At 72.9% G+C, this 12,412-nt stretch carries 12 protein-coding genes; 4 read left to right on the top strand and 8 right to left on the bottom strand.

Translation table 11 applies throughout. The features are described 5' to 3' along the window. Window positions 1-27: 27 nt before the first annotated feature. Window positions 28-1,494, bottom strand: coding sequence for an FG-GAP-like repeat-containing protein (locus ACWCP2_RS18310; protein ID WP_450909608.1), 1,467 nt, complete (start codon window positions 1,492-1,494; stop codon window positions 28-30). 400 nt (window positions 1,495-1,894) lie between these two features. Continuing rightward, window positions 1,895-2,656 (bottom strand): phosphoglyceromutase, encoded by a 762-nt coding sequence (locus tag ACWCP2_RS18305; RefSeq protein WP_250744579.1) that lies wholly within the window; start codon window positions 2,654-2,656, stop codon window positions 1,895-1,897. A gap of 161 nt (window positions 2,657-2,817) precedes the next feature. Between ACWCP2_RS18305 and ACWCP2_RS18300 the strand changes: the two genes are divergently transcribed. Continuing rightward, complete coding sequence (locus tag ACWCP2_RS18300) at window positions 2,818-4,155, top strand: MDR family MFS transporter (RefSeq protein WP_450909607.1); 1,338 nt, start codon at window positions 2,818-2,820, stop codon at window positions 4,153-4,155. A 30-nt stretch (window positions 4,156-4,185) separates the two neighbouring features. On the opposite strand, the gene ACWCP2_RS18295 is transcribed toward ACWCP2_RS18300, so the two are convergent. Both ACWCP2_RS18295 and mshA read right to left on the bottom strand, forming a co-directional pair. After that, window positions 4,186-4,716, bottom strand: coding sequence for a YbjN domain-containing protein (locus ACWCP2_RS18295; RefSeq protein ID WP_450909606.1), 531 nt, complete (start codon window positions 4,714-4,716; stop codon window positions 4,186-4,188). Then, on the bottom strand, window positions 4,709-6,094 hold the full coding sequence (gene mshA / locus ACWCP2_RS18290) for a D-inositol-3-phosphate glycosyltransferase (protein WP_450909605.1): 1,386 nt from the start codon (window positions 6,092-6,094) through the stop codon (window positions 4,709-4,711). The genes ACWCP2_RS18295 and mshA overlap by 8 nt, the downstream gene beginning before the upstream one ends. Before the next feature lie 162 nt (window positions 6,095-6,256). Here mshA and ACWCP2_RS18285 point away from each other — a divergent pair, with 162 nt between their 5' ends. The 3 genes from ACWCP2_RS18285 to ACWCP2_RS18275 all read left to right on the top strand — a co-directional run bounded on the left by ACWCP2_RS18285 (window position 6,257) and on the right by ACWCP2_RS18275 (window position 9,915). Then, a complete protein-coding gene (locus ACWCP2_RS18285) occupies window positions 6,257-7,066 on the top strand; it encodes a class I SAM-dependent methyltransferase (RefSeq protein WP_450909604.1) in 810 nt (269 codons plus the stop codon). Window positions 7,067-7,226: 160 nt separating this feature from the next. Then, a complete protein-coding gene (locus tag ACWCP2_RS18280; protein WP_450909603.1) occupies window positions 7,227-8,276 on the top strand; it encodes an NlpC/P60 family protein in 1,050 nt (349 codons plus the stop codon). A gap of 379 nt (window positions 8,277-8,655) precedes the next feature. Continuing rightward, a complete protein-coding gene (locus ACWCP2_RS18275; RefSeq protein ID WP_450909602.1) occupies window positions 8,656-9,915 on the top strand; it encodes a PP2C family protein-serine/threonine phosphatase in 1,260 nt (419 codons plus the stop codon). Window positions 9,916-10,002: 87 nt separating this feature from the next. On the opposite strand, the gene ACWCP2_RS18270 is transcribed toward ACWCP2_RS18275, so the two are convergent. The 4 genes from ACWCP2_RS18270 to ACWCP2_RS18255 form a co-directional block, all read right to left on the bottom strand. Beyond that, window positions 10,003-10,344, bottom strand: coding sequence for a DUF2516 family protein (locus ACWCP2_RS18270; RefSeq protein ID WP_450909601.1), 342 nt, complete (start codon window positions 10,342-10,344; stop codon window positions 10,003-10,005). 124 nt (window positions 10,345-10,468) lie between these two features. Next, the gene (locus tag ACWCP2_RS18265; RefSeq protein WP_450909600.1) at window positions 10,469-11,026 is read right to left on the bottom strand and encodes a hypothetical protein; all 558 of its coding nucleotides are present in this window, start codon (window positions 11,024-11,026) and stop codon (window positions 10,469-10,471) included. Window positions 11,027-11,078: 52 nt separating this feature from the next. Further along, window positions 11,079-11,534 (bottom strand): helix-turn-helix domain-containing protein, encoded by a 456-nt coding sequence (locus tag ACWCP2_RS18260; protein WP_450909599.1) that lies wholly within the window; start codon window positions 11,532-11,534, stop codon window positions 11,079-11,081. 82 nt (window positions 11,535-11,616) lie between these two features. Beyond that, the gene (locus ACWCP2_RS18255; RefSeq protein WP_450909598.1) at window positions 11,617-12,378 is read right to left on the bottom strand and encodes a putative protein N(5)-glutamine methyltransferase; all 762 of its coding nucleotides are present in this window, start codon (window positions 12,376-12,378) and stop codon (window positions 11,617-11,619) included. Between the last annotated feature and the right edge of the window lie 34 nt (window positions 12,379-12,412).

Here is a 12,412-nt window from a genome sequence, read left to right as displayed (position 1 = left end):
GTAGGAGAAAGCGGCTTCTTGCCCGGGTCAGCCGGCGAGTACGCCGAAGCCGCTGCCGGCCGTGGCCTGGGGGGCGGTCGGCGGGGTGACGACTCGGGTGGGCGAGGGGCCGGCGGGCTTGCCGGCCTTCGTGCCGACGGACCAGACCTGCGGGACCGTCGCCGCGACCGCGAAGGTGATCTCGGGCTGCTTGTCGCCGTTCAGGTCGGTGATCTTGAGCTGCGAGGGGATGCGGTACGTGCCCGCGGGGGTGGGCAGGCCCGGCGCGTTGTGGGCGTACCAGGCGGCTCCTAGGCCGGTGACGCCCTTGGCCGTGCCCTTGAGCACGTAGAAGCCGCCGCCGCTGATGTAGCAGTGCTCGCAGGTGGGCTTGCGCTCGCCCGGGGCGCCGACGATCAGCTCGGGGCTGCCGTCGAGGTCGAGGTCGGCCGCGGCGACGGAGTAGCCGAACCGGTCGGCCTTCCCGATGCCGCCCGGGACGCCGTCGCTGTCCTCGGTGAAGGTGCGGACCCCGCGGGTGTCGTCCACACCGCTGGCGGAGCCGTAGTTGATCCGGACCAGGCCCGCGGCGTAGTCCGTGCCGTTCTGGATCTCGGAGTCGCCCACCGCGATGTCGCCGTAGCCGTCCTTGTCGAAGTCCGCGACGGCGACGCTGCCGCCGCCGCGGACGGTGACCGGGGTGAAGCGCAGCCCGGACGTCCCGCCGAGGAGCACCCGGCCCCGCATCGCCGGGCCGTTGCCGAAGTCGGACCGTTCACCGAGGACGACGAGGTCGTCGATGGCGCCCTTGTTGATCCGGCCCACCGCGATCCGCTTCTGCGCGTCCTGCGCTCCGAAGACGGGGTAGTCGCGGCCGAGGTCGAGCTGCTTCGTCGAGAGGGGCGAGCCGTCCTCCTTGAACGGGCCCCGGAACAGCCAGAGCGAGGTGGAGTAGCCGACGACGAGGTCGGCCCTGCCGTCGCCGGTGAAGTCACCGGACTTCAGGACGACGCCGTAGCCCGGCCGCTTCTGCGGGTCGGCCATCGCGGTGGCGCCCTTGAGGCCGGTGGCGCTGCCCCAGATCAGGGTGACCTGGTCGTCGTGCGTGCCCACGGCGAGGTCCGCGTAGCCGTCGCCGTTGAAGTCGCCGTTGGTGAGGACCGCGCCGAAGGCCCGGTTCGCCGTCGGATCGCCCGGGATTCCGGGGCTGTTCTGGGTGATGACCTTCAGGCCGGTCTGCTGGGCGCCGTTCTTGCCGCCGTAGGAGACCGTCACGTAACCCGCGCCGTGCACCGGGGTGATGGCACCGTCCGCGCCCTTGACGTCGACGGCGGCGTCCGGGGCCCCGATCGCCAGGTCGTGGTACCCGTCGCCGTTGAAGTCGTCGGCGTACCGGCCGGCCGCGGGCCCGGCGGCGGCCGCCTCGGCCCGTCCGCCGGCGGAGGCCAGCAGGCCTCCGGTGAGCGAGGTGAGCGCCGCGGCGATCGCGACGGCATGAAGGATGTGGCGCCTCACGGCAGATTCCCCCGGAACTCGATCCAATGTCCGCCCCTATGACTCCCGTTGAGGCGAAACGGTTGTACGGGCCATGCCCTGCGCCCTGCGCGATCCCGGATCGCGCAGGGGTGCAACCGGCCAGTGGCATGGCGCGTCCGGAGGGAAATGAGACGGGGAACGGGACGGTGGGGAGCGACGCTGGCACTGGCACTGGCACTGGCACTGGCGTCGACCGGATGCGAGGAGCCGACACCGCCGCTCTTGGACCCGGAGTTCGTGCGCACGATGCGGCCGGTGATCCAGGACGATCTGGCCGCGACCGCGCGATGACGGCCGCGGCTTCGTGCGCCCGGACGCGGGGCAAACGAATGCCCCCGATCTGCGCCGTGTGCGCAGATCGGGGGCATGATCGCTTCGGCTACTTCTTCTTGCCCTGGTTCTTGACGGCCTCGATGGCGGCCGCCGCGGCGTCCGGGTCGAGGTAGGTGCCGCCCGGGTTGAGGGGCTTGAAGTCGGCGTCCAGCTCGTAGGAGAGCGGGATGCCGGTCGGGATGTTCAGGCCCGCGATGTCCTCGTCGGAGATGCCGTCCAGGTGCTTGACCAGCGCGCGGAGGCTGTTGCCGTGCGCGGCGACCAGGACCGTGTGGCCGTCCAGCAGGTCCGGGACGATCGAGTCGTACCAGTACGGGAGCATGCGGACGACGACGTCCTTCAGGCACTCCGTGCGGGGGCGCAGCTCCGGCGGGATGGAGGCGTAGCGCGGGTCCCCGGACTGCGAGAACTCCGTACCGTCCTCGAGCGCCGGCGGCGGGGTGTCGTACGAGCGGCGCCACAGCATGAACTGCTCCTCGCCGAACTCGGCGAGGGTCTGGGCCTTGTCCTTGCCCTGGAGGGCGCCGTAGTGGCGCTCGTTGAGGCGCCAGGAGCGGTGGACCGGGATCCAGTGGCGGTCGGCGGCCTCCAGCGCGAGCTGGGAGGTGCGGATCGCGCGCTTCTGGAGGGACGTGTGAACCACGTCGGGGAGAAGTCCGGCGTCCTTCAGGAGTTCGCCACCGCGGACTGCCTCCTTCTCGCCCTTCTCGTTGAGATTGACGTCCACCCAGCCGGTGAACAGGTTCTTCGCGTTCCATTCGCTCTCGCCGTGGCGGAGGAGGATCAGCTTGTACGGTGCGTCGGCCATGCGTACGAGCCTAATGGACGCACCCGCCCGCCCGCGCGCGGTGTGTACGGCATGTGGACGGTCCCCGATTGACGCCGGCCGTCAATCCAGTGGCTCCGCGAGGCCCCGGTCCGTAGGGTCCGAACGAGCAGGAGGACGCTTACATCTCGGGGGGATTCCGTATGTCCGTTGCCGGTATGAGACGGGCCGCACGCGAGAGCGTGGCGGGACTGCCCCGGGAGTTCTGGTGGCTCTGGACGAGCACCCTGGTCAACAGGCTCGGGGCCTTCGTCGCCACATTCATGACCTTGTACCTGACCCTGGAACGGGGCTATTCGGCCTCCTTCGTGGGACTTGTGGTGGCACTCCACGGGCTCGGCGGTGTGGTGTCCTCACTGGTCGCCGGCGTGCTCACCGACCGGCTGGGCCGGCGGCCCACGCTGATGGCGGCGCAGGCCTCGACTGCGTTCTCGGTCGCGCTGCTCGGGTTCATGGAGCATCCGGCGGCGATCGCCGCGGTGGCGCTGCTGGTCGGCATGACCTCCAACGCCTCGCGGCCGGCGGTGCAGGCGATGATGGCGGACATCGTCCGCCCGGAGGACCGGGTACGGGCCTTCGCGCTGAACTACTGGGCCATCAACCTCGGCTTCGCCGTCAGCTCGACCGCGGCGGGCTTCATCGCCGAGTACAGCTACCTGGCCGGCTTCCTCGGCGAGGCCGCCCTGACGCTGGTCTGCGCGGTGCTCGTCTACCTCAAGCTGCCGGAGTCGCGGCCGGAGCGGACGGCGGCGGAGAAGGCGTCCGCCGAGCCCGAGGTCGGCCTGGGGACGGTGCTGCGGGACGGGCGGTTCATGGGGGTGGTCGGGCTGTCGTTCCTGATCTCGCTGATCTTCATGCAGGGGTCCTTCGGGCTGCCGCTCGCGATGGGCGCGGCCGGGTTCTCCACCGTCGACTACGGGCTGGTCATCGGCCTGAACGGCGTGCTGATCGTGGTGCTGCAGATCCCGGTCACCCGGTTCATCGAGCACCGCGATCCGCAGAAGCTGCTGGTGGTCTCGGCGCTGCTGGCCGGGTACGGGTTCGGGCTGACGGCCTTCGGCGGCTCGGTGTGGAGCCTGGCCCTGACCGTCTGCGTGTGGACGCTGGCCGAGATCATCAACTCCCCGACCCAGATGGGCCTGGTCGCGCAGCTCTCCCCGACGCACGGGCGCGGCCGCTACCAGGGCATGTACACGCTGTCGTGGGCGGTGGCCTCGCTGATCGCGCCGCTGATGGCGGGCTTCGCGATCGAGCACTTCGGCGCGGCCTGGCTGTGGGGCGCGACGGCGGTCCTGGGGACCGTCGCCGCGGCCGGCTACTGGCTGCTGATGCGGGGGCTCGCGCGGGACGGTGACGGAGCGAGCCCGGTGGAGGCGGTCCCGGGGACCGTCGTGGACGTGGCCGCCGTCGTGGACGTGGAGGCCGTCGTGGAGGTCGCCGCTCCGGCGAAGGCGACCGATCCGGTGGCTCCGGCCGCCTGACCGTCCGCCCGCCTGAGCCCCCCTGCTCCCCTACTCCGGCCGCGCCGCCGCCCCCGACGGCTGCGTCAGGTTCTTGAAGGCGTCCAGGTTGCGCGTGGACTCGCCCCGCGAGACCCGCCACTCGTACTCCCGCCGGATCGCGCTCGCGAAGCCCAGCTCCAGCAGGGTGTTGAAGGCCCCGTCCGCCGCCTCCAGGACGGTGCCGAGGAGGCGGTCCAGGTCGTCCGGGGTGATCACGGACAGGGGGAGGCGGGCCGTCAGGTAGATGTCGCCGAGGGCGTCGACCGCGTAGGCCATGCCGTAGAGCTTGAGGTTGCGCTCCAGCAGCCACCGGTGGACGCCGGCCTCGTTCTCGTCCGGGTGGCGGATCACGAAGGCGTTGACCGACAGGGAGTGCTTCCCGGCCTTGAGCGAGCAGGTGGTGCTCAGCTTGCGGGTGCCGGGGAGCTGGACCACGTACGAGCCCGGCGCGGGGCTCTCCCAGCTCAGTTCCGCGCCGGTCAGCGTCGCTTCGATGATCCCGTGGATGTCGTGGATGTCGTGGACGTCAGCGTCAGCCATGGTGGGAGCGTACGTGACGGCGATGATCGTGCATCGCCCCCGTGTACACGTCGGCCGTACCGCTCGCGGCGGTGTCCCAGCCGAAGAACTGCGCGTGCCGCGCGGCCGCCGCGCCCATCCGGTCCGCGAGGCCCGGCTCGTCCACGAAGCGCCGTAGCTGACGGGCGTAGTCCACCGGATCGTGGCCGGGTACGAGGATCCCCGTGACCCCGTCGTCGACGGCGACCGGCAGTCCGCCGACGGCCGCGGCCAGCACCGGGGTGCCGGTGGCCTGCGCCTCTATGGCGACCAGCCCGAAGGACTCGTTGTACGAGGGCATGACCAGGACGGACGCCGCCCGGAACCAGTCCGCGAGCGCGTCCTGCGCCACCGGCGGGTGGAAGTGCACGAGGTCCGCGATGCCGAGCTTCGCGGCGAGCTTCTGCAGCCCCTCCGGCTTGGCGAGCCCGCTGCCGCTCGGCCCGCCGACGACGGGCACGAACAGCCGGGCGCGCAGCGCCGGCTCGCGGTCCACCAGCTCGGCGACGGCCCGCAGCAGGATGTCGGGGGCCTTGAGCGGCTGGATGCGGCCCGCGAAGAGCGGGATGACCGCGTCCTGGGGCAGCCCGAGGCGGGCGCGGGCGGCGGCGCGGCCGTCGCCGACGGTGAAACGCTCCAGGTTCACGCCGGGGTGCACGACGGCGACCTTGCCGGGGTCGGCCGCGTAGTGGCGGACGAGCTCGTCGGCCTCCTCGGCGGTGTTCGCGATGAGCCGGTCGGCGGCCTCGACGATCTGCGTCTCGCCTATGACGCGCGCGGCGGGCTCGGGGGTGTCGCCCTCGGCGAGCGCCGCGTTCTTGACCTTGGCCATGGTGTGCATCGCGTGCACGAGCGGGACGCCCCAGCGCTCGGCGGCGAGCCAGCCGACGTGGCCGGAGAGCCAGTAGTGGGAGTGGACCAGGTCGTAGTAGCCGGGGCGGTGGCGGGCCCAGGCCTGCATGACGCCGTGGGTGAAGGCGCACAGCTGGGCCGGCAGCTCCTCCTTGGCGAGACCCTCGTACGGGCCCGCGTCCACGTGCCGTACGAGGACTCCGGGCGCGAGCTCGACCACGGGCGGCAGGCCGCCGGTGGTGGCGCGGGTGAAGATCTCGACCTCGATGTTGATCGCGGCGAGGCGCCGGGCCAGCTCGACGATGTAGACGTTCATCCCGCCGGCGTCACCGGTGCCGGGCTGGTGCAGCGGCGAGGTGTGCACGCTGAGCATGGCGACCCGGCGCGGCTTGCGGTGACCGCCGACGGCGGGCAGGCGCAGGCGCGGCGGCTCGTGGCGGGTGCCGGAACGGGCCGCGGCGAAGCGGCCGCCGATGCTGCCGCCGATGCGGGACACGTACTGGCTCAAGGGAGCAGTTCCTCTCGCTCGGACGGCATGACACGCAGAGCGCTGTCGCGCTCTTCTAGGAGTGCAACCCGGATGGCCGTCCCCCGCATTCCGGGACGAGCCGTTTTCCTGCCCCCGTGCCGGATTTTTATCGCGCGGGAGCGCTCCGCTTACTCTCTGCACATGGCCTCCCGCTCCACCCCTCCCCCTCGTCGCCCCGTCGGCACGGTGACCCGCGGGACGACGAACCCGAACCGCCTGCGCCGCATGGACCGCTGGATCGCGGCGACGCACGGGGCGGCGCTGCGCCGTGCGGACGACCCGGTCGCGGTGGACCTCGGCTACGGGGCCGCGCCCTGGACCGCGGTGGAGCTGCTGGCCCGGCTGCGCGAGGCGGCTCCGCGGGTGCGGGTGGTCGGCATCGAGATCGAACCGGCCCGGGTGGCGGGCGCGAAGCCGTACGAGCGCGAGGGCCTGAGCTTCCGGCACGGCGGCTTCGAGGTGCCGCTGGAGGGCGGGGTCCGGCCGGCGCTGATCCGGGCCGCGAACGTACTGCGCCAGTACGACGAGGAGCAGGTCGAGGCGGTGTGGGAGCGGCTGTGTGCCCGACTGGCGCCCGACGGGCTGCTGGTGGAGGGGACCTGCGACGAGATCGGGCGGCGGCACGTGTGGGTCGCGCTGGGGCCCGAAGGGGCCCGGACGGTCACCTTCGCGACCCGGCTGGGCTCCCTGGAGCGCCCCTCGGACCTGGCGGAGCGGCTGCCGAAGGCGCTGATCCACCGCAACGTGCCGGGCGAGGCCGTGCACGCGTTCCTGCGCGACTTCGACCGGGCGTGGGCGGCGGCCGCCCCGTACGCCTCGTACGGGGCGCGGCAGCGCTGGATCCGGACGGCGCGGGCGCTGTCCGGGGACTGGCCGCTGGCGGACGGTCCGGTGCGGTGGCGTCAGGGGGAACTGACGGTGCGGTGGGAAGCGTTGAGGCCTTCGGGATGATGCGGGGTGCCGGGGCCGGCGGGGCAGTTGGGGCTGCGGGGGCGATCGGGACGCATCGGATGGATATCCACAAGGGTGTTGGAATTCACCGACTCATGGCACCATCCCGAAGGCAATCACAAGTTACTGACGATTAGTCAATCCGGTGTCTGGGGGGACCATGAGGAAACGACGACGCGGTTCGATCGCCCTCACCTTGCTCTGCGCGACCGCGCTGCTCTCCGCGCCCGGCGCGCTCGCCGGCACCGCCTTCGCGGCGCCGGAGCCCCAGCCCAAGACCCTGGAGCAGGTCCGCACGGAGATAGAGGGCCTCTACCGCGAGGCCGGCACCGCCACGGACGCCTTCAACCTCGCGGAGAGCGAGGCCAAGGCCCAGTCCGACAAGATCGTGGAGATCGCCAACCTGGTCGTCGCGGGCCAGGACCGCATCACCGCCCTGAAGGTCCGCGCGGGCGCCGCCGCCCGCGCCCAGTACCGCTCGGGCGGCCTGCCGCCCGGCATGCGGCTGGCCCTGGCCGACGACCCGACCCAGTTCCTGGACGGCAGCGACCGGCTGCGCCAGGGCGAGAAGGCCACCTCGGGCCTGCTCTCCGAACTGAACCGGACGCAGACCGACTTGGAGCAGTACGCGAGGGACGCGAGCGCGCACTGGGAGACCCTGGAGGCCAACCGGGTCAAGCAGGAGGCCGCGAAGAAGCAGGTCGAGGGCAAGATCAAGGCGGCGGAGGAGCTCGAGAGCAAGCTGGAGGCCGAGCAGAAGGCCCGGCTGCTGGAGCTGGAGGCGGAAGCCCAGCGCAAGGCGCAGAACGACTGGCTGTCCACGGGCGCGATGACCGGCTCCACGGGCGCGGCGGCCACCGACGCGGGCAAGCGCGCCGTGCAGTTCGCGACCGCCCAGATAGGGAAGCCGTACGTGTGGGGCGCCGAGGGACCCGGTTCGTACGACTGCTCCGGGCTCACCTCGCAGGCCTGGCTCGCGGCGGGCAGGGCGATCCCGCGCACCTCGCAGGAGCAGCTGCGGCTGCCGAAGGTCGCGGTCAAGGACATGCGGCCGGGCGACCTCATCATCTACTTCGACGACGCGAGCCACGTCGGCATGTACGTCGGGGGCGGCACGATGGTCCACGCCCCCCGCCCCGGGCGCAACGTCACCCTGGCGGGCGCCGGCTCCATGCCGATCAAGGCAGTGGTCCGGCCGGACGCGTCGTAGCGGCGGGCGGCAAGGCCGGTGGGGCCGGCGGACCGATGGGCCGGGCGGCCCGGTGGACCGGTGGGCCGGTGGGCCGGTGGGCCGGTGGGCCGGACAGCCGGCCCCGGTGGCCCGGCGGATCACTCCCCGCGTCCGGCCGTTCCCCGCGAACGGTCACGGTCCGTGACCATCCGCCCCGCCCCGGGGGGAGAGACGTCTCGGTGGGCGGGATGCCGCACCCCGATGCCGTGACGTTGGTCATTCGCCGACGCGGACTTTCCCACCCGATAACGGCATATGCCGGAGCCCCGCGCCGGACCCGGCATTCCGCTTCCCTCGTCCCGCGGCTAGGGTCGCCGGACGAGCGAACCCCCGAGGGGGCGGGAAGGAACCGGAGACGATGCCCGTACCCGTACCGCGGCAGAGGGACATCCCGGCCACCGAGAGCGGCCCGGGCGGCGCGTCATCGCTCACCCTGCTGGTGATCGAGGACGACCCCGCCGGCGGCCTCACCGTCCCGGAGATCCTCGACTCCGACGGCCACCGCATCCGGCTGCGCAGCGCCCGCAACCTCACGGAGGCGGCCCGGCTGCTCACCCCGGACGTGAACTGCGTCCTGCTCGACCTCGCCCTCCCGCACGGCCCGGGCGCGGGCTCCGGCTCCGGCTCCGGGGACCCCGCCGCCGATCCCTTCGCCGCGCTGCGCCAGGTGCTCCGCATCGCCCCGCGGCACGCCGTCCTCGTGCTCACCGCCGAGGACGACGCGGAGCGCGCCGCGGAGGCCGTACGCGTGGGGGCCCAGGACTTCCTGTTCCGCGACGAGCTCGACGGGCGGCTGCTGAGCCGGGCCATCCGCTACGCGGTGGAGAGAAAACGGGCGGACATCGCCCAGTACAAGCTTGCAGAATCGAAACTTCGGGCCCAGGAGAACGCCCGCCTGGAACGCGGACTGCTCCCGCACCCGCTGCTGGAGGGCTCCGACCTCCGCTTCGCCGCCCGCTACCGCCCCGGCCGCAGCCGCGCGCTCCTCGGCGGGGACTTCTACGACACCGTCCGCACCCCCGACGGCACCGTCCACGCGATGATCGGCGACGTCTGCGGCCACGGCCCGGACGAGGCCGCCCTCGGCGTCGAGCTGCGCATCGCCTGGCGGGCGCTGACCCTGGCCGGGCTGTGCGGCGACGACCTGCTCGCCACCCTCCAGGAGGTGCTCGAAGTGGAGCGCCCCTGCGAGGAGATCTTCGCGACGCTCTGCACGGTGGACATCGCCCCGGACGGCCGCCGCGCGGGCCTGTGCCTCGCGGGCCATCCGGCGCCGCTGATCTCCCGGCCGGGACGCCCCGCGCGGCTGCTCCCGTACGAGAACAGCGGCCCGGCGCTCGGCCTGCTGCCGCGGGCCCGCTGGCCGCGCCGCCAGGTGGAGCTGGGCGGCACGTGGAGCCTGATGCTCTACACCGACGGCCTGATCGAGGGCAGGATCGGCGAGGGCAAGGAACGGCTCGGGCAGGACGGGATGGTCGAGATGATCAACCGCCACCTGGCCGGCGGACTGACCGGCGAAGGCCTGCTCGAAGCCTCCGTGACCGAGGCCCGCCGCCTCAACGGCGGGGAGCTGACGGACGACGTGGCCGTCGTCCTGCTCTCCCGCGCCGAGGGCTGACGGGCCCGGGCGGACCTACGGCCGCCGTCGCGCCTGACGCCCTACGGCCCTACGGCCCTACGGCCCTGCGCCCGACGCCCGCACGCCCTACCGTCCGCCGTTGTAGGGCCCGTACGGCCCGTCGCTGCTGCTGCCGCCCCGCCGGCCGCCACCGCCGCCGCCCGAGACCTGCTTGAGGGCGGGACGCACGTCGACGAAGAACACGATGCTGGCGACCAGCCCGGCGATCTGCAGGAAGAGCATCCCGAGGAACAGGTTCACGACCACGGTGATGCCGAGGATGACCAGCCAGAAGGTCTTGGTCTGCTTGCCGGCCGCCCGGTACGCGTCCTCGCGCGCCATGAGCGCCATGACGAAGGCCACCACGGCGAGCCCGAGCATGGCCCACGCGAGCAACCGGAGCACTCCGTCGAACCCGTCCATCAACATCGCCTGACCGCCTTCTCACGTCGTGCCCGCCGGATGCCACCTGCCTCCACGCTACCGGCAGAGCCCCTTTCCCAAACCACAACGGACCGGGCGCCCCGTGGGTGCCCGGTCCGTCGCGCGTCGCTCAGCTCTGGTCGGCCGGCTCGGCGGCGGCCTTCTTGGCCGCGGCCTTGCGCGCCGGAGCCTTCTTCGGCGCGGGCTCCGCGACGGGCTCCTGCGCCACCGGCGCGGCAGCCTCCGGCTCCACGACGACGGCGATGTCGACGATCTCCTCGGAGACCTCGCCGCGCCACGCCCGTACGGTCTGCTCACCGTGCTCGGCGACCTTGTCGTAGGCCTCCTTGGCCTTGACGGCGTACTCGGCGGCCACGCCGACCCCGCGCAGCGCCAGGTCCTGGGCGGTTTCCCCGATCTTCTTCGCGTCGATCGCGCCGAGCACCTCGGCGACCGTGGCGGTGACCGCCTCCTGCGCCTCCTTGGCCTTCCCCTTGGCCCTCTCCTGCACGGCCTTCGGGTCGGTGTTCTTCACGGCCTCGATGCGCGCGGGGGCCTCGGCGCGGAGCTGCTCGATCAGCCCGGGCACCTTCTTGGCCTGCTGCACGGCGAGGTCGGCGGTGCCGGCGGCGAAGTAGAGGGGGGTCGGGTCGGTGAGGGTCTTCTTCAGGTCATCGGCGATGGCCATGTGGTGGTCCTCCCGGATCACGGTCTCGGTTCGTGCTCAGTGTGGTGCGTGCTCAGTGCGTACGGCGCGTCTCGGCATCGCCGCCGGCATCGTCGTCGTCGGCCTCGCCGGCGGCCTCGCCGGAAGCTCCCGCTCCCGCCGCCGCCTTCGGTTCGGCCTCCGCGGCGTTCTCCTTGCGGAAGGACTCGTAGATCTGGAGCAGCACCTGCTTCTGCTGCTCGCTGATCGACGGATCGGCGAGGATCACGGCCCTCGTCTCCACGGCGTCCCGGTCCGCCCGCTCGTCCAGGATTCCGGCCTGCACGTACAGCGTCTCGGCGGAGATCCGCAGCGCCTTGGCGAGCTGCTGCAGGATGTCCGCGCTCGGCTTGCGCAGCCCGCGCTCGATCTGACTGAGGTAGGGATTCGACACCCCCGCCGCATCGGCCAGCTGCCGCAGCGAAAGCTGCGCCTGCCGCCGCTGCTCGCGCAGGTACTCGCCGAGGTTCCCGACGTTGAGCGATGCCATGCCCCGATCCTGCCGCACCGCGCTAACTATTGCAAGCAGTCCCGCTTGCAATAGCTCCCACCCGTCGTGGTGCCCGGCGCGGCTACGGGGCCGTCGCGATGATCACCGTCGCGTAGTACTCCTCGGAGGTCACCGCTCGCACCGACAGGCCCGCCGCCGTCAGGGCCGAGGCCGTGACCGGCGCCTGGCGGGCGCTCGTCTCGATCAGCAGGCTGCCGCCCGGCGCGAGCCAGGGCGGGGAGCCCGCGGCCACCCGGCGGTGCACGTCCAGGCCGTCCGCCCCGCCGTCCAGCGACACCGGCGGCTCGTGGTCGCGGGCCTCCGCCGGCAGCAGGCCGATCTCCCCGGTCGGGACGTACGGGGCGTTGACCACCAGCACGTCCACCCGGCCCCGGAGCCCGGCGGGCAGGGCCGCGTAGAGGTCGCCCTCCCACACCCGGCCGCCGTACGGGGCCACGTTGCGCCGGGCGTAGGCGAGCGCGGCGGGGTCGATGTCCGCCGCGTGCAGTTCGGCCCCCGGCACCTGCGCGGCCACGGCCGCGCCCAGCGCGCCCACCCCGCAGCACAGGTCCACGACCACCGCTCCGGGCCGGGCCGCGCCCGCCGCCTCCTGCGCGAGGAACTCGCTGCGCCGGCGCGGCACGAAGGCCCCCTCGCCGACGGCCATCCGCAGCCCGCAGAACTCCGCCCAGCCGACGACGTGTTCCAGCGGCTCGCCCGCCACCCGCCGGGCCAGCAGCCCCTCCAGGTGCTCCGCGTCCTCGGCGGCCGCCGTCAGCAGCTCCGCCTCCTCCTCCGCGAAGACGCAGCCGGCCGCGCGCAGGGTTTCCACCAGTGTTGCCACGTACCTCAGTCCTCGGTCCTCGGCCCTCGGCCGC

The sequence above is a fragment of the Streptomyces sp. NPDC002104 genome, assembly GCF_053593795.1.
This window is presented reverse-complemented; position numbering and strand designations above follow the sequence as displayed.